Source organism: Shinella sp. HZN7, from assembly GCF_001652565.1.
Lineage (GTDB): Bacteria > Pseudomonadota > Alphaproteobacteria > Rhizobiales > Rhizobiaceae > Shinella > Shinella granuli.
Genome location: NZ_CP015744.1, coordinates 14,680 through 37,781, shown reverse-complemented (window position 1 = coordinate 37,781; position 23,102 = coordinate 14,680). Strand labels below are relative to the sequence as shown.

The 23,102-nt window shown below is 65.0% G+C and carries 20 protein-coding genes and 1 pseudogene; 11 read left to right on the top strand and 10 right to left on the bottom strand.

Going from position 1 to position 23,102, the window contains the following annotated elements:
- Positions 1–17: 17 nt before the first annotated feature.
- The 6 genes and pseudogenes from shn_RS32440 (at position 18) to repC (ending at position 7,444) form a co-directional block, all read left to right on the top strand.
- Positions 18–1,049, top strand: a complete 1,032-nt coding sequence (locus shn_RS32440) for a hypothetical protein (RefSeq protein WP_064334566.1) — start codon at positions 18–20, stop codon at positions 1,047–1,049.
- Positions 1,046–2,068, top strand: coding sequence for a carbohydrate kinase family protein (locus tag shn_RS32435; protein WP_064334565.1), 1,023 nt, complete (start codon positions 1,046–1,048; stop codon positions 2,066–2,068). Before shn_RS32440 ends, shn_RS32435 begins: the two co-directional genes overlap by 4 nt.
- 216 nt (positions 2,069–2,284) lie before the next feature.
- Entirely contained in the window at positions 2,285–3,538 is a 1,254-nt protein-coding gene (locus shn_RS32430) for an ATP-binding protein (protein ID WP_064334564.1), read from the top strand.
- Between the two features lie 250 nt (positions 3,539–3,788).
- Positions 3,789–5,012: a plasmid partitioning protein RepA gene (gene repA, locus shn_RS32425; protein ID WP_064334563.1), complete on the top strand. Its 1,224-nt coding sequence runs from the start codon at positions 3,789–3,791 to the stop codon at positions 5,010–5,012.
- Positions 5,009–6,031 (top strand): plasmid partitioning protein RepB, encoded by a 1,023-nt coding sequence (gene repB, locus shn_RS32420; protein WP_064334562.1) that lies wholly within the window; start codon positions 5,009–5,011, stop codon positions 6,029–6,031. Before repA ends, repB begins: the two co-directional genes overlap by 4 nt.
- A gap of 199 nt (positions 6,032–6,230) precedes the next feature.
- Positions 6,231–7,444: pseudogene (gene repC / locus shn_RS32415) on the top strand (plasmid replication protein RepC).
- Between the two features lie 95 nt (positions 7,445–7,539).
- Here the strand turns inward: repC and shn_RS32410 are convergent.
- From shn_RS32410 to shn_RS32380, 7 genes are all read right to left on the bottom strand, one after another.
- Entirely contained in the window at positions 7,540–7,857 is a 318-nt protein-coding gene (locus shn_RS32410; RefSeq protein WP_064334561.1) for a hypothetical protein, read from the bottom strand.
- Positions 7,858–8,133: 276 nt separating this feature from the next.
- Positions 8,134–9,174 carry a tyrosine-type recombinase/integrase gene (locus shn_RS32405; RefSeq protein WP_371328641.1) on the bottom strand — a complete coding sequence of 347 codons (1,041 nt, stop codon included), beginning with the start codon at positions 9,172–9,174 and terminating at the stop codon, positions 8,134–8,136.
- 697 nt (positions 9,175–9,871) lie between these two features.
- The gene (locus shn_RS32400) at positions 9,872–10,486 is read right to left on the bottom strand and encodes a hypothetical protein (protein WP_064334559.1); all 615 of its coding nucleotides are present in this window, start codon (positions 10,484–10,486) and stop codon (positions 9,872–9,874) included.
- 70 nt (positions 10,487–10,556) lie between these two features.
- On the bottom strand, positions 10,557–12,266 hold the full coding sequence (locus tag shn_RS32395) for a flotillin family protein (RefSeq protein ID WP_064334558.1): 1,710 nt from the start codon (positions 12,264–12,266) through the stop codon (positions 10,557–10,559).
- Between the two features lie 6 nt (positions 12,267–12,272).
- Complete coding sequence (locus shn_RS32390) at positions 12,273–12,929, bottom strand: OB-fold-containig protein (protein WP_064334557.1); 657 nt, start codon at positions 12,927–12,929, stop codon at positions 12,273–12,275.
- A complete protein-coding gene (locus tag shn_RS32385) occupies positions 12,929–14,038 on the bottom strand; it encodes a PspA/IM30 family protein (protein WP_064334636.1) in 1,110 nt (369 codons plus the stop codon). The genes shn_RS32390 and shn_RS32385 overlap by 1 nt, the downstream gene beginning before the upstream one ends.
- A 308-nt stretch (positions 14,039–14,346) precedes the next feature.
- On the bottom strand, positions 14,347–15,426 hold the full coding sequence (locus shn_RS32380) for an ROK family protein (protein WP_064334556.1): 1,080 nt from the start codon (positions 15,424–15,426) through the stop codon (positions 14,347–14,349).
- A 112-nt stretch (positions 15,427–15,538) separates the two neighbouring features.
- Between shn_RS32380 and otsB the strand changes: the two genes are divergently transcribed.
- Complete coding sequence (gene otsB, locus shn_RS32375; RefSeq protein ID WP_064334555.1) at positions 15,539–16,351, top strand: trehalose-phosphatase; 813 nt, start codon at positions 15,539–15,541, stop codon at positions 16,349–16,351.
- A 56-nt stretch (positions 16,352–16,407) separates the two neighbouring features.
- A complete protein-coding gene (locus shn_RS32370) occupies positions 16,408–16,854 on the top strand; it encodes a PPC domain-containing DNA-binding protein (RefSeq protein ID WP_064334554.1) in 447 nt (148 codons plus the stop codon).
- A gap of 129 nt (positions 16,855–16,983) precedes the next feature.
- Here the strand turns inward: shn_RS32370 and shn_RS32365 are convergent, their stop codons facing one another.
- The 3 genes from shn_RS32365 to shn_RS32355 are packed head-to-tail and all read right to left on the bottom strand — an operon-like array spanning position 16,984 to position 19,855.
- On the bottom strand, positions 16,984–17,724 hold the full coding sequence (locus shn_RS32365) for an amino acid ABC transporter ATP-binding protein (RefSeq protein ID WP_064334553.1): 741 nt from the start codon (positions 17,722–17,724) through the stop codon (positions 16,984–16,986).
- Positions 17,725–17,749: 25 nt separating this feature from the next.
- The gene (locus tag shn_RS32360) at positions 17,750–18,883 is read right to left on the bottom strand and encodes an aminotransferase (protein WP_064334552.1); all 1,134 of its coding nucleotides are present in this window, start codon (positions 18,881–18,883) and stop codon (positions 17,750–17,752) included.
- Positions 18,884–18,913: 30 nt separating this feature from the next.
- Positions 18,914–19,855, bottom strand: a complete 942-nt coding sequence (locus shn_RS32355) for an ornithine cyclodeaminase family protein (RefSeq protein ID WP_064334551.1) — start codon at positions 19,853–19,855, stop codon at positions 18,914–18,916.
- Positions 19,856–19,963: 108 nt separating this feature from the next.
- Here shn_RS32355 and shn_RS32350 point away from each other — a divergent pair, with 108 nt between their 5' ends.
- From shn_RS32350 to shn_RS32340, 3 genes are all read left to right on the top strand, one after another.
- Positions 19,964–20,533: a helix-turn-helix domain-containing protein gene (locus shn_RS32350; RefSeq protein ID WP_064334550.1), complete on the top strand. Its 570-nt coding sequence runs from the start codon at positions 19,964–19,966 to the stop codon at positions 20,531–20,533.
- A 14-nt stretch (positions 20,534–20,547) separates the two neighbouring features.
- Positions 20,548–22,059 carry a PLP-dependent aminotransferase family protein gene (locus shn_RS32345; protein ID WP_064334549.1) on the top strand — a complete coding sequence of 504 codons (1,512 nt, stop codon included), beginning with the start codon at positions 20,548–20,550 and terminating at the stop codon, positions 22,057–22,059.
- Between the two features lie 203 nt (positions 22,060–22,262).
- Positions 22,263–23,060, top strand: coding sequence for a transporter substrate-binding domain-containing protein (locus shn_RS32340; protein WP_064334548.1), 798 nt, complete (start codon positions 22,263–22,265; stop codon positions 23,058–23,060).
- The last annotated feature ends 42 nt before the right edge of the window (positions 23,061–23,102 follow it).

Here is a 23,102-nt window from a genome sequence, read left to right as displayed (position 1 = left end):
CCCGAACGGAGCAAGACATGTACCGCCTTGACCAGAAGCTCGCGCGCATCCGCGCCGGAAACTACACCCGCAGCGATTTCATCATCGCCGACGCCAAGGACGGCGACATGGGCCCGTCCATCACCTCCTGCGGCCCGAAGCGGGCGAAGGACGGCAGCTGGTCGCGCCATTACACCCGCCCGGAATTCCTGCAGAACATCCGCGCCGTCGTCGAACAGGACATCGTCGACATCATGCTCACCTCGGCCTCCAACATGGAGGCGCTGACGGATATGGGCGTCTTCCGGGGAAGCGCCGTCAAGCCGGCGATCCGCGCCAACGACACGACCGACGTCTGGGTCTGCCGCGGCGCGACCTATTCGAAACAGCCCTCGCGTCCCTTCCGCACGGCGTCCCTCTCGCGCGTCGCCACCGGCACGATCGACCCCGCGCCCGGCGCGCCGATCACGGGCACGGATCTCGGCCTCTACTCCATCACCTTCAACAACGACCTCGACCGCGACTACGAGGCGCTGGAGGCGTTCCATTGGTTCCGCGAGGATGCGGCACGCAACAATTTCAAGTATTTCCTCGAGGTCTTCAATCCCAATGTGGAGTGTGGAATCGACCCCGAGCTGGTTCCCCACTACGTCAACGACGTGATGATGCGATGCCTTGCCGGCGTCACCAAGGCGGACCGGCCGCAGTTCCTGAAAATCCCGTTCAACGGCGCAAAGGCGCTGGACGAACTCGCCTCCTACGATCCGAGCGTCATCGTCGGCGTTCTCGGCGGCGGCGCGGGCACGACGCGCGACTGCTTCGAGCTTCTTCACCAGGCCGAGCGGTTTGGCGCGCGCGTCGCGCTGTTCGGGCGCAAGATCAATCTCGCAGAAGACCCGCTGGCGATGGTGCGCTTCATGCGTGAGGTCGCGTCCGGGTCGATCTCCCCGTCGGAGGCGGTGAAGGCCTATCACGCGAGCCTTTCCGGGGACGGGATCAAGCCGCTGCGCGAGCTCTCCGACGACAACGTCGTCACGGAAGCCGTGCTCAAGCCGGAAGAGAGCAGATGACTGGCGGACGGCGAGGCGTTCTCACGGGCGGGACCTGGTGCGCGGACTACAACCGCACGGTCAGCCACTGGCCGGGCGAGGACGGCCTCGCCGAGCTCTTCGAGGAGGAGCGCCATGGCGGTGGTTCGAGCTGCAATCTGGCGCTCGACATCAAGCGCCTCGACCCGTCGATCCCTGTCGAGACGATCGGCCTTGTCGGGGATGACGACGACGGGCGCTACCTGAGGGATACGGCCATTGCCGCCGGCATCGACGCGCGCCAGATGACGGTGACGCCGGACGCCGCCACACAGTTTTGCGACGCCTATGTCTCGCTGCGCTCGCATCGGCGCACCCATATCTTCCATGCCGGAACGGGCGCGCTTTTGACGCCCGATCATTTCGACTTTTCCGAAACGCGCATGCGCTACCTGCATCTCGGCCTGCCGGGCGTGCACCGCATTCTCGACGCGCCCTGGCGGGACGAGCCGAACGGCTGGGTGGCGGTGCTGAAGAAGGCGCGCGCGGCGGGCCTTCAGACAAACCTGGAACTGGCGAGCATCGATCGCGGCCTGATGGCCCGGCTCGTCGCGCCCTGCCTGCCGCATCTCGATTTCCTTATTGTCAACGACATGGAGATCGGCGCGATCGCCGGCGTCGAGACCATCGTGGACGGTGCGTCCGACAAGGATGCCTGCCTGCGCGCCGCGCGCGCGGTCTTGGAGCGCGGCGCGCTGAAGCTGGTCACCGTGCATTGCCCCGCCTTCGCCATCGCCATCACCCGTGCGGGAGAAAGCGCGATCCTGCCGTCCATCGCCATTCCCGAGGCGGAGATCAAGGGCGCGAACGGGGCGGGCGACGCCTTCGCTGCCGGCATGCTCTACGGCCTTCACGAGGGATGGCCCCTCGCCCAGTGCCTCGAACTCGCCCATGCCGCCGCCGCCGTCTCGTTGCGCAGCGTGTCGACGACCGGTGCCATGCTGTTCTGGTGCGACTGCCTTTCGCTCGCCCGGCAATGGGGACCGCGTAGCGGTGTTTGATCTCCAGGATTGCCTGCACTCCAGGCAGGATCTCTATCGCTGCGGACCGCTTTGTCGAGGTGATCCACGGGAGGGTGGACATTCCGTATGCCAAGGCCGCGCAGGGTTGCCATTTCGTGTCGGAGAGCGGCTGCGGTCAAGTTTGGACGCATTTGGATTTAAAAATGGACGGGAATAGACTTTAAATCAGACGGATTATCCGTTAAGAATGGCCGCATGACTTCGCCCCCCCTGCCCCGCCTCCATATCGAACGCAAGGTTCGCCAGAACGTCGAAACCGCCTTGGCCGATACGCGCGTGGTGCTGATCGCCGGTCCTCGCCAGGCCGGCAAGACGACATTGGCACGCATGTTTGCCAGTGACGACCGACCGTTCATGACATTGGACGACGCCGGCACGCTCAGTGCCGCGAAGTCCGATCCGATCGGCTTCATACGCGGCATCAGGCGGGCTGTCATCGATGAGGTGCAGCGCGCGCCCGACCTGATGCTGGCGATCAAGGAGAGTGTCGACCGGGATGAGGAACCGGGCCGGTTCCTGCTGACGGGCTCGGCCAATCTGGCGACGATGCCGGCTATTGCCGATTCCCTGGCCGGGCGCATGGCCGTCATCTCCCTTTTCCCGTTCGCCCAGTCCGAAATCCTCTCCACCCCCGGCCGCTTGCTCGATCGTCTCTTTGATGGCGAGGAGCCGGCCACCGGCGATGGGGCCGTCTTTGGCGGTGGCCTGGTGGACGTGGTCTTGAAGGGCGGCTTTCCGGAGGTTCTGCGTCGGTCGACCGCACCGCGCCGAACCGCGTGGCTTGAGGACTATGTGACCCTTATCCTGGATCGCGACGTGCGCGATATCGCAAATATCGATCAACTCGATCGACTGCCGCGCCTTTTGAACGTGCTCGCCGAGCATGCCGGGCAACTGGTCAACCATAGCAGCTTCGGCGCGGCGCTCGGCCTGTCGAGTGTCACGGCCCAGAAATATGTCGCGATTCTCGAGCGGCTGTTTCTCGTAAGAACGCTTTCGCCCTGGTCGAACAATCGCCTCAGCCGGCTGATCAAGACGCCGAAACTGCATTTCGTCGATACCGGGCTGCTCGCGGCACTGCGGGAAGACGAGGCGGAGCGGCTTGCCCGGGACCGGACGCGGTTCGGCCCCCTGCTCGAAAGCTTCGTCGTCTCGGAGATCCTGAAACTTGCCTCCTGGTCCGAGCGGCGCCTTGCATTCTCGCATTATCGAACCAAGGACCAGGATGAGGTCGATGTGATCATCGAGGATCGTCGGGGCCGCATTATCGGCATCGAGGTGAAGGCTTCCGCGACGGTGAAGCCGGACGATTTCCGTGGATTGCGCCAGCTCCAGGACGCCGTGGGCGACCGGTTCGTCCGCGGGCTGGTCCTGCACGATCATGATCGCATCACCCCCTTCGGGGAGAAATTGCAGGCCGCACCGATTTCGGTCCTGTGGACCATGTAGATCTGGCCGCACGAAGAAAGATCGCCGGCGGCTGCATGCAATTGAAAATGCCGGCTTTTGCCCTGCTGTTCGGCACGGAAACTGCCGCGAGATCATCAGCGCGGCATTGGAAAACGGCGTGGTTGCGGATGTCCGGCTGTTCCTATTAACCTTTTGTTAACCCTAAACTTCTGGACGGTCCGGGAGAATCGTGTTCTATCTTTGGCGGGCAATGGCCGGCAAACCGGCTTAAGGCCGCCAAGAGGAAGACATGGCGATAGCAAATCGAGTAGACCCAATTGTCGGCACCAAGGAAGACGCAGGCGGCAAGATCATGCGCCATGCGGGGCTTCTGTCGGCGCAATTGCAGCAGCTCAGAACGCGCATGTATCCTCCGAAATCGGAGAAGACCCTTCGTTCGTTTTTGACCAACGAGGTGTCGAAGCTCACCTCCATACCCGATTCCACCTTGAAGCTCATGTCCATCGAAGGACGCGGACCGGTCCCGAGCAGGCTGGAGAACAACCATCGCGTCTATACGCTGGCCCAGATCAATGAGCTTCGCGCGCTGTTCGCAAAGCAGAAGCCGGCCGAGGCCTTGCGGTTTCTTCCCCGCCGCCGCGCCGGCGAGCATCTCCAGGTCATCGCGATCGCGAACTTCAAGGGTGGCAGTGCGAAAACGACGACCTGCGTGCACCTTTCCCACTATCTGGCGCTCCAGGGGTACCGCGTTCTCGCGCTCGACCTCGATCCGCAGGCATCCTTGTCCGCCATGTTCGGTTTCCAGCCGGAGGTGGATGTCGGTTCGAACGAGACGATCTATGCGGCCCTGCGCTATGACGACACCGAGCGGCGCCCGATCCGCGAGGTCATTCGCAAGACCTATTTCGAAGGGATCGACCTCGTTCCCGGCAATCTGGAGGTCATGGAATACGAGCATGAGACGCCTCGTGTCCTGGCGAACAAGTCGGGCTCCGGCGCGATTTTCTTCGAAAGGCTGAAGCTCGCCCTTTCGGAGGTCGAGGCAGATTATGACGTCGTCATCCTGGACACGCCGCCCTCGCTCGGCTTCCTGACCCTGAGCGCCATTTATGCGGCCACCAGCATGATCATCACCGTGCACCCGGCCATGCTGGATGTCGCATCGATGAGCCAGTTCCTGCTGATGATGGGCGACCTCATCAGCGTCCTGAACGAAAGCGGCGCCCAACTGGATCAGGATTTCATCCGCTATCTCGTCACCCGTCATGATCCGAACGACGCGCCGCAGTCGCAGGTCGTTGCGATGCTGCGGCACATGTTCGGCACGGACGTGCTTCTTCCGACCGCGATCGAAAGTACGGCGGTCGAAGCGGCCGGCCTTGCGAAACGCTCGATATACGAACTCGAAATGGGCCAGATCGGGCGGGACACCCACAAGCGTGCGCGCGAAGCGGTCGATGGCGTCAACGAGGCGATCGTCCGGCTGATCAATGACAGCTGGGGGCGGACATGAGCAAATCATCCCGCAAATCGATCGTCGCCAGCTTCGGCCTGCTGTCGGCGGAACTGGAGAACAAGCTTGCGGACGTGGAACAGCCGGCCCCGGCGGTTCCGACGCAGCGCGTCGGTGCTGGCGTCATCGGCGCCGCCCACCGTGCGATCGACGATATCCGCTCGGAGCGGGACCGGCTGAAGGCGCTTGTGGAGGCGGGTGGCGGATCCGTCCGGGAGCTGGATGCCGCGCTGATCGACCCCTCCCCCTACCCCGACCGATTGCCGGACGACGACGCGACCAGCTTCGAGGCGTTCAAGCGCTCGATCGAGAGCGAAGGACAACAGGTTCCCATCCAGGTTCGCAAGCACCCCTCCTCCGCTGGCCGCTACCAGATCGTCTACGGTCATCGCCGCTGGCGTGCCGCCAAGCAACTCGGCAAACCCGTTCGTGCGATCGAAGTGGAGATATCGGATCTCGATCTGGTTCTCGCGCAGGGCATCGAGAATGCCAGCCGCCAGGATTTGACATGGATCGAGCGCGCCCTCTTCGCATCGCGCATGGATGAGGCGGGGATAAAGGCGCGCCACATCTATGCGGCGCTTTCGATCGAGGACGCCGAGCTTGCAAGGATGCGCAGCGTCTACCGCGCGCTTCCGGCCGATATCATCGAGGCCATCGGACGGGCGCCGAAGGTCGGCAGGCCGCGCTGGCTCGACCTTGCCAAAATCGTGACGGGTGACGGGCAATCCCTCGACACCATCAGAGCAGTCCTGTCGAGCAAGGCCGGTGAAGCCCAGTCATCTGATCAGCGATTTCAGCGGGTTCTCGATGCGGTGAAACCGGCCGCGTCGGGAAAAACCGCCGCGGTGACCGCGCTTGCCGATGGGAACGGCCGGAAGCTCGGCGCGATGACGGCCTCGGCGAAGGAAGTGCGGATTTCTGCGGAAGGCGCCCTTGGCGCCGCGTTCCTGAAATTCGTGGAGGCCGAATTGCCGGGCCTTGCCGATCGATTTTCCCGCCTGCGGGATGATGAGTGACAACCCTGACAGCTGTCAGGGTTTCGGATGACAGGAAAGGAAGCGCAGCAAAAGAAAAAGGCCCCCAAAACGTTGCCGTCGTGGAAGCCCCTCTCTGATTTAGCACCTCGAGAATCGCATTTCCACGAATCGTAGTCAAGAGTCCTTGGCTTCATTTTGGGCGAGCGGATTTCTTTTGCCTTTTGCAAGGTGAAGGAAAATGCAGAGTGGATATGTGACGACGCCCTTCGGGCGGCGGCCGATGTCGCTTGCGCTTGTGCAGCGGCAATTGGCGACGGCTGGAATCAAGCCGGGCAAGACAGCGGATAAATGGAAGGTCTTTCGGGACGCTTCGGAGGCGAGGGGATTGCTGGGCCTGCAGGACAGAAGCCTGGCGGTGCTGGATGCGCTTTTGAGTTTCTATCCGGACAATGAACTGCGTCAGGACGCGCAGCTCATCGTCTTTCCATCGAATGCGCAATTGGCCTTGCGTGCACATGGCATCGCGGGCGCCACGCTCCGGCGGCATCTCGGCCTGCTCGTCGATGCGGGCCTGATTGTGCGCAAGGACAGCGCAAACGGCAAGCGTTATGCGCGCAAGGACAAGACGGGCGGTATCGAAACGGCGTTCGGCTTCGATCTTTCGCCGCTGCTCTCCCGTGCCGAAGAGCTGGCGATGCTCGCCCAGCAGGTCGTCGCGGACCGCCTGGCTTTCCGCCGAGCGAAGGAGAACCTGACGATCTGCCGGCGCGACGTTCGCAAGCTGATTTCCGCCGCCGTGGAGGAGGGCGCTCCGGGCGATTGGGAGGCGATCGAAGCGATCTATATCGGCGTTCTCGCGAGGCTCCCGCGCACTCCGGCGGAGAGCGATGTCCATGCAGCCCTCGATGAAATGGAGCTTCTCCGCGGCGAGATCATCAACATCCTGGAAATGCAACAGAATACAGAGAAAACCAGCACCAATGATGCTCATGTTGAGCGTCACATACAGAATTCAAAACCCGAATCCATCCATGAACTTGAACCTCGCTCTGAAAAAGAGCAGGGGGCGAAGGCGGGGGAAGCGATGAGGCGCCCAGCACGCCGCTCCGCAATTTCCCGCTTGGCATGGTCCTGAATGCATGCCCCGACATTGCGATGTATGGCCCCGGTGGCAAGATCGGTGGATGGAAGGACCTGATGTCGGCCGCCGTGGTGGTGCGGTCCATGCTCGGCGTCAGTCCGTCTGCCTACCAGGAAGCTTGCGAGGTGATGGGGGCGGAGAACGCGGCCGTGGCGGTGGCCTGCATTCTCGAACGGGCAGGGCACATCAACTCCCCGGGGGGCTATCTTCGGGATTTGGCGCGTCGGGCGGAACGGGGAGAGTTTTCCCTTGGGCCGGTTCTTATGGCGCTTCTTCGGGGGCAGAGCGGGGGGAACAGAAAGGCCGGGTGATGGCCGGAGATCGGAAAACCCTGCCAACTGTCAGGGTTTTGAAATACGGCCCATCGCACTCGTATCGTCTTCCTTTGGCTCCGCGGCCCTTGTTCCTATTTCGAATGGCGTGGATTGCCGAGTTCCACGTCGAGGCGATTGTATGTGGCCTGGACCATGTCGATATCGTTGAGGTGGCTGGCAACGGCCAGCTCGATCACCACATTGGCGACCGCTGCATCCACCCTGAGGCGATCGGCCGAACGATGTGCGTGGACAAGCGCATCCAGCGCCTCGTCATCGCCGCCAAGGGCGAAATGAAGATCCAGTGCGCTCTTGAGAAACGGGGCGCAGCGATCAGAGGGCAATTGCGAGGAGAGATCACCTTCCTCTTGCGTTGCCAGAGTGACCGCCTTGTTCTGCAGTTCGCTCATTGTGATGTCCTGTTGCCGCTGCGTTCCGTGCCGAGTTCCCGAGAATCTATCCTGACAAACCTCGCCCGAGCCTTGCGCGCAATCCTGGAGATGCCGGTGAGAAAAAGCATTCGTCTCTTTCATCGTGCAGGCGGATGGAATGGCAAGATTTTTACTCGGAGAGATGACCTCAACATTCGAAGCACCGCTGCGAACCTGTGCAGGCGATCTTAAATCACGTCGCTTGGTGTGACGTGCGAAAATCACAGGGCGAAGGCGCAAGGCGTCAAGCGCGGATCAGAGACCCGCGGCCTTTGTAAGATTGACGCGGAAGCGATCGCGGCGGCGCTGGTAACGGCGGGTCATTTCGGCCGAGGCGTGGCCGAGCTGCTTTTGCACATGGCGCTCGTCGACTTCGGCCGAAGAGGCGAGGCCGGCGCGCAGCGAATGGCCGGCGAATTTCTGTGCCCGCTCGGCTTCCGACAGGTCGCCGCGCACCCCGGCGGCCAACGCCGCCTTCTTGACGAGGCGCGCCACCTCCTGGTCGTTGAGCCGGTCCGGGCCGACATCCTTGCCCTGGCCGGTGACACGGCGGAACAGCGGACCCCGGGCGATCTTCGCGAAGCGGATCCAGGTCTCGAGCGCGGTGACGGGGCAGGTGGCGTCGGACGAACCGCGGCCGATCTCCACCTCGCGCCAGCCGGTCTTGCCGCGCAGCGTTACCAGAGCGCCCTTGTCGAAGATCTCGATCCAGCCGCGCCCGTCCTCGCTCTGGTCGCGCCCGAGATCGAGGCCGGTGATCTCCGAGCGGCGCAGGCCTCCGGCAAAGCCGACGAGCAGCATGGCCCGGTCGCGCAGGCCCCGCAGCGTGCCGCGGTCGAGCGTTTCCAGCATGGCGATGAGGTCCTCGGGAAGCAGGGCTTCCTTCTGGCGCGGCGGGGCGGCATGCCGGTTGCGGATGCCGGCCATGACGGTGGCGATGGCACGATCCTTGCGGTCGAGCTTCGTGCCGCGCTGCGCGCAGTTCCATCCGATCGCCGCAAGGCGGCGCTCGATCGTGGAGACGGTGTTGGGCTTGCCGCCACGCTCGGCCGTGCCGGAGGCGCAGGCGGTGATATAGAGGCCGACGACCTCAGGATCGGGGGGAAGGGCAGCCAGGTTCTGGCGCCGGCACCAGGCGGAAAAATGCTTCCAGTCGGAGGCGTAGGCTTTTCGCGTGTTGACGGAGCTCGCCGCCTCGACATACCCGCGGGCACGATCCGTGAGATCCTGCAGGTGGGTCGGCAGGCGGGGAGGCACGGATGCCGCAACGGCGGTGGCGGACTTGCCTTCGGCCATCGCTGCGTCCTGCGGCTCCGCGGAGGGTTGCGGGGGGTGATTGTCGGTGTTTTCGTCGTCGAATCGGTCCATTCCCCTATAATGAACAAAACGAGCGATAAGGCAATCTTATCCGGCATCCTCCGGCCTGCACAATCTGTGCGGTTCTGACTTCGGTATGGACTGAAACTGCACTTCTGGCGTTTATTTTAACGTATGGAGGCACTCCCTCCATGCCTATCCGCACATTGACGGCTGCCGGCGGGCTCTGTTGTGCGGTGGAGTGCATCTGCCGTCGTAAGGATAGCAGTTTGGCCTCGGCTCAGCCATCCGGTGCTCTGGCTATCGCGGAGTGCGCGATGGACAGGCTATTTGTCCAGCGGCATCGCTATCCATCCCGCGTTGTACGCCCTTTGGACATCTCCAATGCTGACGGTATTGTCGCGAAAACAGTGGCATGCAATCCCTGTTCTTTCCGGTTCGGCTGGCAATGTTTAGCCGCATGCCCACACTGATCGGATATGTCCGTTGCATACTCTTGCCGGTGTCCACCGATCCTCCGGAAGCCGAATTGCGGGCGGCGAGGCGCGTGCGTAAGGCATTGGCGGAGGAACGGCAAGATGAGGTCGCCGTCAACGGTCCTTGCTACGTGAGACCGGTCGCGCCCTTGCTTGCGTTTACCAGACCCATGGGCCGTGCGAAAACCGGCCCCACAGGTTCACGGCGCAGGCCGGGGCAGGCGCACTTGCGTCAGCGCCTTGACCCTGCCGGGCCTGAGCGCTTTCAGCTGCGTCAGCAGGTCCTTGGCGGCGGCGTTGCCGTAGGCGCGGCGGCTGATGCCGAAGAGCATGACGCCGGGCTTGCCGCCGGCATCGCTGTAGCGGGCATAGCGGTAGGCGTTCCATTCGACGATGTATTGCCCGTCGGTATCCTTGCTGCTGACGATGAAATCGAGCAGCGCCTCGCCGGCCGCCTCGTTCTGGATGACGTCCATGTTGACGAGCGGGTCTGTCGCCTTGCGCTGGTTCAGCATCGCCACCTGGGCGCGGACGGCATCCATGACGGTGATGCCGCTTGTGACGGTTTCGACCAGGATCATCTGGTCGTATCGCTCGGCGCGCTGTCCGTCCGGAAGATATTCCTGCTTGATGTAGGTTGCGGCGGGCTGCGCGCTCCAGGCGAGCCTGTAGGCGTCGCCTTCGAAATCGATCGGACCTGGTATGCCGAGCACATCGGTGGCCTGGGCAAGGGCGGATGTCGCGGTAAGCACGAGCGCGAGAAGCGCGGTACCGAGATGGCGGGCGGGGCGGCGGATCGAACGGGTGGCTGCCATGATCTGTCTCCTTCCGTCAAAAGCGGCAAGGCCGCCGGGTTCATCCGGCGGCCTCGTTTTCTTCAGGCGCTCAATCGGCGTCCCCGGTTCTTGCCTTGGCGCCTTCGGCGGGCACCCTTGCCGCTGCGTTGCCGACGGAGGCGGCGAGCAGGGCCTGCGTCGGGTCGGCACCCTTGAAGCCGGCCTGTGCGAGGATCTCGTCGAGGATGGGTTTCTGGGCCGTGAAGCTGAGAAGCTGGCTGCTGAGGTCGCCGACGGCATGTCCCGCCCCATCGCCGCCATTGCTGCCGTTGCCCGCCAGCGCACCGGCGAGGCCGCCGGCGCTGAAGATGCGGATGTCGGAGATCTTTTCGATCGGCTTCATCGCCTGCTCCAGCGCCTGCGGGATGATGGCGACACGGGCACGGGCGAGCTCGAACTCGATGATGCTGGCCGAAAGGGCGTTGCGGGCTTCGTTGAGCGCGCGCTCGGCCTGGGCTTCGGCCTGGCCGAGCTCGATGACGCCCGTCGCCTTGATCTTGGCGGCTTCCGCATCGGCCTGCGCCTGGATCTTCGTTGCGGCGGCGAGGTTTTCGGCCGCCTGGCGCTCGGCCTCGGCCTTGACGGTGATGGCGGTCGCCTCCTGTTCGGCGGCCTTGCGCGCATCGAGCACCGCGATGCGCTTGGCGCGCTCGGCGATCTCGACTTCCCGTGCCGTCGTCACCTGTTCCTCGGCGGTGATGGCGGCGGCCTTCGCCTCGTCGGCCTTGGCGCGGGCGGCCTGTTCCTGCTCGCTCTTCTCGGCGACGGCGATGGCGGCGTCGATGCGGGCGGTCTCCGTCACGCGGCGGGCTTCCGCCTCGCGCTCGGCAATGCCGCGTTCGGCATCGATCCGGGCGGTCTCGCGGGCCTGGCGCGCCTGGGAGTCGCGCTCGGCAATGCCCTTTTCGGTGTCGAGCCGGGCGGTTTCCTCGCTGAGACGGGCGAGCTGTTCGGCCCTGGCCGCTTCCGCGCGCGTCTCTGCGGTCTTGTTGGCGATGTCGCGTTCCTGCGTCAGCTCAGCGTCGCGCTGCTCGCGCTCGATGGTGAGGCGGCGTAGCGCGGCTTCGCGGTCCTTGGTGGCGATCTCCACCTCGTTGTCGCGGACGATCTGGTTGCGCTCGCGCTTGCGCTCCTCGGTGATCTTGGTGAGCGCGGTGAGGCCCTCGGCGTCAAAACTGTTGTTCGGGTTGAAATGCTTGATGTCCGTCTGGTCGAGGCGGGTCAGCGATACCGATTCCAGTTCGAGGCCGTTCGATTGCAGGTCATGCGCGACGGCGGCCTGCACGGATTTGACGAATTCGGCGCGCTGCTCCTGCAGGTCGCGCAGCGACATGGTGGCGGCCACCGAGCGCAGGCCGTCGACGAACTTCGCCTCGACGAGCGTCTTCAGCGCATCCGCGTCGTTCGTGCGGTCGCCGAGCGTCTGGGCGGCGAGGGCGATGTTCTCCGAATCCGGCTTCACGCGGACGTAGAACTCCGCGGTGATGTCGGCGCGCATGCGGTCCTTGGTGATCAGCGATTCGTTTTCGGCGCGCTTGACCTCGAGCCGCAGCGTGCTGAGCGACACCCAGGAATAGGAGTGGAAGATCGGCAGGATGACCGATCCGCCGTCGAGCACGACCTTCTTGCCGCCGAGACCGGTGCGCACATAGGCCTTGTCGCGTGTGGCGCGGGTGTAGAGCGAGGTCATGATGATGCCGATGACGACGATCGCCGTCACGATGACCCCGGCGATGATTCCTACCGAGAGGAAGTCCATGATCGTTTACCCTCCGTTGTTGGGATAGTGGCCGTCTTCGAGCGCCGCCGGGGCGGGAATGGCCTGGAAGAGGCCGTCCTTGCCGTCGACGATGAGCACGGACGCGCCCGTCTCGATCACATGCCCCGGCACGGCCCGGGCACGCAGCGTGTGGATGTTGTCGTAGCGGTCCTTGATGCGCACCGTGCCGGGATGGCCCTGGTCGAGCGGCCCGAGCGTCACCGTTCCGACGAGGCCGATGAAATCGGCCTGTTCCTGTACGCTGGTCTCGTCGCGCGGGATGATCCGCGCCAGCCCGCGCGATGACCAGCGGGTGACGGGGATGGCGACGGCGAGCGCGCCGGTGACGGCGGCGTAGAGCGGCAGCGGCTCGCGGAACTGCGAGATGACCGCCTGCAGCGCAAAGCCGGCTGCCGAGAAGGCGGAGAGCAGGATGACGGCAAGCACCAGGATAGGCACGCCGCCGGCATTGAGCCAGGACATCCACCCGCCGAGAAGGCCGGATTCCGCGTCACCCGGTCCGTTGAAGTCGAGGCCGTCGTCGATCAGCCCGGAGGCGGACGCGCCGAGCAGCACCGAGACCAGTTCGACGATGCCGAGGCCCGCCACCGTCAGGAGCGCGATCCAGAAGGGAGCGGTCCCCGGGTGGACGATGGATTCCATCAGCGCTCACCCTGCCTAAAGGCGGCAAGGCGTGCCTCGATCGCCTTCTGGCGCTGCAGGCGCCCCAGTTCCTCGACCTCCGCCGTGCCTTCCATGGCCGGCTTGGAAGGAACGCCGGTGACACGCTCGACGGCTTCGAGCGCATCGGCAAGGCGCCGGTCGTTGCGCTGGGACGGGGTGGCGGCCGTCGGGGCAGCGCGCTCGGCACGCCGTGCATCCTCCAGCCGCTTCATCGCGTCGGCGCGGGCCGAGGCGATGCTGCGCAGCGTCGCCTCGGCATCGGCGATCTCGCCGGCATTCTCCAGGATGGCCTTGGACAACGCGTCGCGCTGGGCTTCGAGGTCGATCTGGACGCCGGTGGCGGCGCGGGCGAGGTCTTCCCGGCCGTTTTCCAGCCCGACCTTGATCTTCTCGTCGAGGTCGCGGATCTCCGCGTCGAGGTCGTCGGCCTTGGCCTTCAGCCGATGGCCGGCGGCCATGGCGACGCCGAGCGCCGCGCGGGCTTCCTCGGCGATCGCGCCGATCTCGCGGACGGCCTGCTGCGCCACGGCGACCGGGTTCGACGCCTCGGCGGCATCGACCGCCGTGTTGACGACGCCGGCGATGACGCGCCCGAGGCGGGCGAGGATACCTTCGTTGGACATGGAAGCCTCCTTCTTCGAATGGATGCCGGCCTGGATGCCGGCATAGAGACAGATGGACGACCCGGCAAAGACGAGCCGCGCTTCGGCAAAATCCGCCCAGCCCTCGCGATAGCCGCTTGCCGCGTAGGGCAGCACGATGCGGCCGTCGAGCGTCGCGATGCTCACGCTGTCCGGGCCCTTGACCGCGAAGAGCTTGGAGTCGAGCGGAATATCCGCGACGACCTCTCCCGGCGTGCGGCGGCCGTGGTCGCGCAGCGCGAGCGTGACAAGGCGGGCGGGAAGCCCCGTCGTCGCGCGGATCTCCTCATAGGCCGCCTGGTGCAGCGCCACGACATTGGCGCCCTTTGTCCGGTCCAGGATCGCCATGGCCTGCTGGTAGGCCGCCAGCGTCTCGGACAGCGCACGGCGCATGTCCGGCGTGGGTTGAAGGATGAGCCTGAGACTGGATGTGAACTTCGTTGCCATGATGAAATATATAAAGCACTTCATTAGTGCTTTCAAGGCTGAATTTGCTGCGACTGTCTGTTCAACGGATGAGGTGGACAGACTCTTCGCTTCATATGGCGTTGTTTTTCGCAGAGCGTGTTCCTGCACGGGAGAGGCAGGGCGCTTCTTGCGGCATTGTGAGCCATCTGCAAGGCGCGCCTGGTCCTTCACTCATCGGGAGCGAAGATGACGGATCGTGCCGTCGACATCATTGTTTGTGCACGTAGCGCTTCAGCCGGGATTCCCGGTGGACCGGGTTGCCGGCTTTGCGATCCTGCTTCGGCCGGTCACGTTTCCTTGCGGGCGAAGCTGGCATTGCCGAGGCCGGTACCGATCGTCACGGCGGCCCAGCGCGTTACATCCGCCATGCGCGGCACTTCCGACAGGCCCTGCACGACGGCATCGTTGTGCATGATGATGAAGGTCGGCTGACCGGCGATCTCGGGAATTGCCTTGCGCAAGGCCTCGGGAAGATTGAAATGTGTGCTTTCCCAATTGCCGCCCGGCAGGTTCTGGCCACCCCGTGCGATCGAGCCGTCGGGGGCGATGATGCCCGGGCAGCCGATGCCGATCACCGGTGCCAGCGCGAGCTTGGCCTTCTTTGCCTTGGCGACGAGGGCTTCGATCATCCGCACGAGATATTCGATGGTGGCCGTGCGGCGAGGTTCGTCTTCGGCATGGCGCCATAGCTCCGACTTCCAGACCTTGGCCCTGGAAAAATCCGGCTTATCGTCGAGGTTGAGCTTGACGAGGCCTGCGCGGATGTTGGTGCCGCCGATATCGACGGCGAGGATCGCATCGTGGCCCTTCAGCATCCACGAGGGAATGAGGTGCACCGCGCCGAGCAGCCCGGCCTCGTCCGGATGATGGGCGATCGGCATGATTTCCACCTTCAGCCCCTCGGCCTTGAGCCGGATCTGGGCGCGGGCGATTGCCATCAGGCCGGCCCGGCTGTCCTTGAAGCCGCCGCCGACCACGATCCGCTCCGTGCCTTTCCAGGCCTCCTCCTTGAGATAGCGCGCAAGAACGCCCGCAAGACCGGTTGCAAAGTCGTCGATCGCCGCAAGCACCAGGGATGCGGCCTCCGTTTCCCCTTCCTTGAGCAGCGCGTCGATCTCCTTCTTGGAAAGATCGTCCGTCGGCACGTCGCCCAGCGGATCCGCGCCGCCCGCGCGAACCCGTTTCCGCCATGCCTCGATGGCGTCGCGGAAGGCGGACTTGTTGGCCTGGTCGCCGATGAAGCCGTCCTTGTCGCTCAGTTCGAGATTGTAGCTGGTCACCGCGACGGCGGGCAGGTCATCCGCGCCGTGAATGACGGGGGCGCTGTTGTCTTCGGTCTGTCGCGGCTTGTTCTTCTGCTTGCCCATGTCGGCTCCTCTGCCCGGTGCGAGGGCACAATGCGCCGGGGAAAAACTTGTTCCGGCAGGGACTTCGACGTCAGCCCTTGCCGCCCGGCGATCGCGATCTACTTGCTTGCCGATGAACGAACTGGAGAAATTGCGGCCGTCGGATGCCGCAACCCGTCATCTCGTCCGCCGTCTTGCCGACGAACCGGAGCGCTGGGCGCTTTTCCTCGATATCGACGGAACGCTGCTCGATCTCGCGGCGACGCCGGATGCCATCCAGGTCCCCCTGTCGCTTCCGGGGAACCTTGATGCGGTTTCCGCCCGCCTCGGCGGCGCGCTGGCGCTGGTCACCGGACGAAGCCTTCCTTTCGCCGATGGACTGTTCGCTCCCTTCCGCTTTCCCATCGCCGGCCTGCATGGCGCGGAATTCAGGGGCGCGGACGGCGCGACCTCGGTTGTCTCGGCGACGCCGGCCTTTGCCGCACTGAAACAGCGCCTCGTGGAGCAGACGGCCTGGATGGACGGCGTGCTGATCGAGGACAAGGGCGCTGCCGTCGCCGCGCATTACCGGCTGGCGCCCGCTTATGACACGACGCTTGAAAAGATCATGCGCGACTTTGCCGAGGAGGCTGGCCCCGCCTGGGTGCTGCAACCCGGCAAGATGGTCTTCGAGGTCCGCCCCTCCCGCGCCGACAAGGGAGAGGCCGTCGCACGCTATCTGGAACAGCCCGCCTTCGCAGGACGCCTGCCGATCGCGATCGGCGACGACCTGACGGATGAGACCATGTTTGCGCTCGCCAATGCCCGCGGCGGCCAGTCGATCCGCGTCGGTTCGCTCACGACCGCCACCTGCGCCCTTGCCAAGGCGTCGTCACCGTCGGCCATCCGCTCGGCACTGGCGACGATTGCCGTGGCCGGCGGCCGGAAAGCGACGGCCGCCTCCTGACCGGGCGGAACAGAAGAGCGCTTCGGATCTTTTCCCTTCATCACGGGAGATAGACGATGAAGCACAAACTTCTGGCAAGCGACGCGGGCGAGCGCACGTTCATCCTCGTTCTCGATACGGGCGACGAGGCCTTCAGGTGCATCACCGATTTTGTGGAGAGGGAGGGTATAACCGCAGCCTCGATCATGGCCATCGGTGCCTTTCGTGCGGCGACGATCGCCTTCTTCGAGTTCGAGACGAAGAACTACAGGAAGATCCCCGTCGAAGTGCAATCGGAAGTCCTCAGCATGATCGGCGACGTGGCGGTGGACGACGAAGGCAAGCCGAGCCTGCATCTGCATGTCGTGCTCGGTTTTTCGGATGGAAGCACCAAGGGCGGCCATTTCCTCGAAGGCCATGTGCGCCCGACCCTGGAGGTCGTGCTGCGGGAGACGCCGTCCGAGTTGAGGCGCAGGCATCGCCCCGATCTCGGCATCGCGTTGATCGACGGGCTCTGCTCGTGAGATTCAAGGATCCCGCCGATAGCGCCCTGGCGTCGGTTTGGTGCGCACGACCAGCGGCAGCTATCGCACCCATGGCATCGAATCCAGGCGGCAGGCAGCGGCGGAGCATCTCTCCGGTGAAACCGTGTTTCAATGCAGGATCTGGCTGAGGAAGAGCCTGGTGCGCTCGTGCTGCGGGTTGTCGAAGAACTCGGCCGGCGAGTTCTGCTCGACGATCTGGCCCTGGTCCATGAAGATGACGCGGTTGGCGACCTGGCGGGCAAAGCCCATTTCGTGCGTCACGCACAGCATGGTCATGCCTTCCTCGGCGAGCGAGACCATCGTGTCGAGCACTTCCTTCACCATTTCCGGGTCGAGCGCCGAGGTCGGCTCGTCGAACAGCATGATCTTCGGCTTCATGCACAGCGAGCGGGCGATCGCCACGCGCTGCTGCTGGCCGCCGGAGAGCTGGCCGGGATACTTGTTCGCCTGCTCGGGGATCTTGACGCGCTTGAGATAGTGCATCGCCACTTCCTCGGCGTCCTTCTTCGGTATCTTGCGCACCCAGATCGGGGCGAGCGTGCAGTTTTCCAGGATCGTCAGATGGGGGAAGAGGTTGAAGTGCTGGAACACCATGCCGACCTCGCGGCGCACCTCGTCGATCTTCTTCAGGTCGTTGGTCAGCTCGATGCCGTCGACGACGATCTGGCCCTTCTGGTGTTCTTCCAGGCGGTTGATGCAGCGGATCATCGTCGACTTGCCGGAGCCCGACGGGCCGGCGATGACGATGCGCTCGCCCTGCAGCACGTCGAGATCGATGTCCCGCAGCACATGGAAGGCGCCGTACCACTTGTTCATGCCGGCGATCTTGACGGCCATATTCGACTGCATGTCTGTTTCTCCCCTCGTCACGCCGTCAGGCGGCTTCCGCCTGCTGTTCCGCAAGGAAGGTCGACAGGCGGGCAAGCCCCTCCTCCAGCACGTTGCCGTTGTTGGTGAAGCCGATCCGAACATAACCTTCCATGTCCATGGCGCTGCCGGGCGTCAGCATCACGCCGGTGCGCGCCAGCAGCCTTTCGCAGAACTCCACGGAAGAGAGGGGCAGGTGGTATTTCAGGAGCGCGGTGGTGCCGGATTTCGGCTTGATCCAGGAGATCAGCGGCTCGCCATCGACCCAGGCCGAGAGCGTGGCGAGGTTGGTGCGGGTGATGGCGCGGCTGCGGGCGAGGATCTTGTCGCGGTTTTCCAGCGCGATAGCGGCGAAGTGGTCGTCCAGCATGCCGACGCTGATCGTGTTGTAGTCGCGATGGATGGAGACGGCGTGCAGCAGGTCCACCGGGCCGGCGATCCAGCCGAGGCGAAGGCCCGCGAGCGCGAAGGTCTTCGACATGCTGGCGGTGCTGATGCCCTTCTCGTAGAGGTCGGCGATCGAGGCGGTCATGCCGTCGCCTTCCTGGTCCGTGCCGCGGTAAACCTCGTCACAGAGGATCCAGGCACCGGCGGCCCGGGCGATCTCGACGATCTGCTCCAGATAGGCGCGGTCCATCAGCGCACCGGTCGGGTTGTTGGGGTTGTTGATGGCGATGAGCTTCGTGCCCGGCGTTGCCAGCCGCTTCAGTTCCTCAAGATCGGGCAGGAAGCCGGTCGCCTCCGTCAGCCGGAGGATCTGCACGTCGGCGCCGATGCTTTCCGGGATGGAATAATGCTGCTGATAGGTCGGCAGCACCGAGATGACGCGGTCGCCTCGCTCGACGAGCGTGCCGTGCACCAGCGCGTTGGCGCCGATCGCGCCATGCGTGATGACGACATTTTCCATCGCCTGCTTTTCGTAGAGGCCGGCGACCAGCTTGCGCAGGCGCTCGCTGCCCTCGATCGCGCCATAGGTCAGCTTCATCGGCAGAAGCTCGGAGAGGATCGTGTCGGTCTTGCCCGCCATCTCCAGGAGCTCGGCGACGGTGAGGGATTCGACGCAGGTCTCGGCGATGTTCAGTTCGCAATTGTTCTCGTAGCGGTTCATCCAGATTTCAACGCCGAAATCACGAATCTTCATGGGGCAACTCCTTTGATGTCTCGCAAACGGTCAGGAACGGGCGGCGGAAAGAAGGGCGGCGGCGACGGCGATGTCCTCGAGCCCGAGACCGACCGAGCGGAAGAAGACAGGACGGTCGTGGCCCGGCGCCTTTGCCCGGCCGGCGAGCAGTTCGGGCAGGTCTCCGATAAGGCGCTCGGCGCTCCACAGGTCCGCGGCGGCGGCGAGCTTCATCTCACCGGCGACGGCCGGCGTGGTGGCGCGGTAGTCGCAATAGACGTCGAAGCCGGCGAGTGTCTCGGGGGCGATCTCATGGGCATTGGCGGCATTGGTGCTGATCGAGGTCACCAGCACGCCGGGGCCGATGCGCCCCGCGTCGATGACGGGTTTTCCCGAGGAGGTGCACAGCATCACCACGTCCGCGCCCACGGCCGCCGCATCCGGGTCGGCGATCGTCCTCACCGGGCAGCCGGAGGCGAGCCGTTCCGGCAGGCCGGACCGGCTTGCGACGGAGGGCGAGCACAGCCGAACCTCCCGCCAGGGCCGGATCGTCTCCGCATGGCGAAGATGCGCCAGCCCGATCTCGCCGGCGCCGACGATCGTCAGGACCCCGGCATCCGCGCGGGCGAGCCGGTCGGCGGCGATGATGGTCGTCGCGGCGGTCCGCTCCGTGGTCAGCCGCTTGGAGTCGCATAGCAGCAGCGGCAGGCCGGTCTCCATCGACATCAGCAGCGTCCAGGCCGTGACCAGCGCCCCTTCCGTGCGGGGAATGTAGGGCGAGAGCTTGGCGCCGAACACGCCGTCGCTGGCCAGCACGCCCGGATAGGTGATGAAGTCGCCGCCATTGCCCGGGAACAGGCTCAGCGTTTGCGCCGGCTGCACCGCGCGGTCTTCCGCAAGGGCGAGGAACATGCGTTCGAGGGCGGCGCGAATGTTCGCATCCGGCAGGATTTCGGCGATGGTGGCCTCGTCGAGAACGAGCGGTTGTTGCATGGTGGCATCCTGATGGCATGACGATCCCCTCCCGCAGGCGTGCAGCGCCGACAGGCCGGGTGGTGGAAATCTGTTGAGCTGTGAAAGCTGCTATATTACAAGGATCGTATGAGCAATATACTGCACAGTCAAGAGCGTACCGACGTTCTCGCCCATGTTTCCGGCAATCTGCGCCGGCTGCGGCTTGCCGCCGGGCTCAGCCAGACGGCGCTGGCCGAGGCCTCCGGTCTCAGCCGGCGCATGATCGTCGCGCTGGAGGCGGGCGAGGCGAATATCAGCCTTTCCAGCCTCGACCGGCTCGCTGCCGCCATGGGCGCCGACTTCGTCGAGCTGGTGCGCGATCCCACGCGGGAGACCCGGGCGGAGATCAACGCGGTAACGTGGCGCGGCGAGCAGCCGGAAAGCGCCGCGCGGCTGCTCTGCTCTGCCCCTGCCGCACGTGAGGCGCAGATGTGGCTGTGGACGCTCGGACCGGGCGACAGCTATATGGCCGAGCCCGACCCGGACGGCTGGCATGAAATGCTGTTCGTCGTCGAGGGCACGTTGCGCCTCACGCTGTCGGGCGTGGCGCGTGACTATGCGACGGGCGGTTTCGTCACCTACAGCACCGCGCAGCCCTATTCCTATGCCAACGGGGCAAACGGGACCGTCCGCTTCGTGCGCAATGTCCTTACCTGAGGGGACGCAGGCCGATGGCATCCGCCAAGCAGTTCAACTATCCGGTCTGGACCATGGTGGTCCGCGAAAAGGCGGGCGGCGGCCCGACGCTGCAGGAACAGCTGTTCGTCCAGTTGCGCCGGTTGATCGTCAACGGCCAGCTGGCGCGCGGCGCCCGCCTGCCGGCAAGCCGCACCATGGCCGCCGATCTCGGCGTGTCGCGCAACACCGTCAACATGGTCTACGACCGGCTCGCCGCGGAAGGCTACATCAAGCGCCGCCCCGGTTCCGGCTTCTACGTGGAGGAGCGGCTGCCGGAGGATTCCGTGCGCGCCGGCGCGGACAAGGGCCAGAGCCCTGCCGCCGTGCCGCTGGCGCTGTCGCAGCGCGGCCGGGAGGCCTCGGTGCGCCACTGGAGCTGGTCGCGCCAGGACCGCTTCGATCTCAGCCCCGGCATGCCGGCGCTCGATATCTTCCCCTACAAGCAGTTCGGCCGGATCGCCGCGAAATACTGGCGTCGATTCGCCGCCTCCGACCTCGGCTATGGTGAAGGCGGCGGTCTTGCGGCGCTGCGCCAGCAACTTGCCATCTATCTCGGCGAGGCGCGCGGCATCCGCTGCGAGGCGGATCAGATCGTCGTCGTCGGCAGCACGTTGCAGGCGGCCAACCTCGTCGCCCATGTGCTGCTCGATGTGGGCGATACCGTCGGCGTCGAGGACCCGGCCTATGCGATGCTGCTTTCCACCCTGCGCTCGGCCGGGCTGAAGCTCGCGCCGATCCCGGTTTCCGGGCAGGGGATTGGGGCGGACGACATTGCGCGCCATGCGCCGGAAGCGCGCCTCGTCCTCGTCTCGCCCGTCGGCCAGTTTCCTGCCGGCTCCACCATGTCCGAGCCGGCGATCGAGGGACTGCTCGCCTGGGCGGGCGCCGCGCGCGGCTGGATCTTCGAGGACGACTTCAACAGCGAGATCCGCTGGCGGGGTGCGCCGCTTGTGCCGCTGGCCGCGCGCAAGGGCGGGGAACGCGTCATCCATGTCAGCTCGTTCAACCGCGTGCTCGCGCCGGGGCTGCGGCTCGCCTATCTCGTGGTGCCGCGCGAGCTGGTGCCCGCGTTCCTGGCGGTGCAGGACAGCCTTTCCTGCTACGCGCCGCTGACCCACCAGCATCTCGTCGCCGACTTCATGGCGAGCGGGGAGCTGGCTTCCCATATCCGCCGCACGCGCGCCCTCTACCGCGATCGCGCCGCCGCCATGATGGCGGCGCTGGAGGACAGGGTCGGCGACCTCTTTGCCGTGCCGGAACTGGAGGCTGGCCTGCACCTGACGCTCGTCGCGCGCCAGCCCATCGACGATGTTGAGCTGTCGCGGCTGCTGCGCGGCGTGTGGATCGATATGCCGCCGCTCTCGTCCTATTGCATCGAAAGGACGGATCTCGTCGGCCTCGTCGCGGGCTTCGGAAACCTGTCGGCCGACCGGGTCGGCAGTGCCGTGCAACGGATGGAGCGGGTGACACGGCGGTTTCTGGAAAAGGCCGGCAGGACCGCCTAGCGCCGATCCGGTACCATCGATCTTCCCGGATTGGTACTTTCTCCAGCCCGCGTTCCGCGCCATTTTTTCCCCGAGGAAGACAGTTCCGGGAGGAGCCGGAATTGAGATTGCCCCACGAAACGAGGCGCCGCAGCCTCGCCCCGAACGTCACGGACGGCCTCGCCGCGTGCCGATCACCAGCAGCATTCAGAAAGGACGGTCCCATGAACAAGATTGCCGCATTCACCTTCGCCGGTCTTCTGCTCGGCGCCACCGCGCTCCAGGCGGCGCCGATCAAGGTTGCCGCCGACTGCACCTATCCGCCCTTCGGCTTCCAGGATGCCAATGGCGAAATCAAGGGCTTCGACGTCGACGTGGCGCGCGCCATAGGCGAGCATGTCGGCAGCGAGGTCGAGATCATCTGCCAGGCCTGGGACGGCATGATCCCCGGCCTTCTGGCCGGCAAGTACGACCTGATCTCCGCCTCCATGTCGATCACCGAGGAACGCCTGCAGAGCATCAATTTCTCGGTGCCCTACCGCTCCTCCGCCGCCCGCTTCGTCGGCCTCAAGGCATCCGATGCCAAGCCGGTCACGGAGGGCGGCGAGCCGAACCCCGAGGGCGTCGCCGGCAAGACGATCGGCCTCCAGCGCTCCTCGACCTATGCGAAGTACATCGTGGAAAAATATCCGGAAGCGAGCGTCGCCGAATATGACAAGGTCGACAACATGATCCTCGACCTGCAGGCCGGCCGCGTCGACCTGATCTTCGCCGGCCCGATCAAGCTCGACAACGACTTTCTCAGCAAGCCGGAAGGCCAGGATTTCGGCTTCGTCGGTCCGGAGATCGACGACGTCTCCTATTTCGGCCCCGGCATCGGCATCGGCATCCGCAAGGCCGACGAGGACCTCCTGAAGAAGGTCGACGGCGCGCTGAACACCATGTTCAAGGACGGCAGCTTCAAGGCGATCAACGACAGGTACTGGTCCTTCAGCGTCCTGCCGGCTTCCGTCGCGCACTGATCGCCGGAAGGGGAGAGCGGGGCCGCCTGGCGCCGCTCGCGG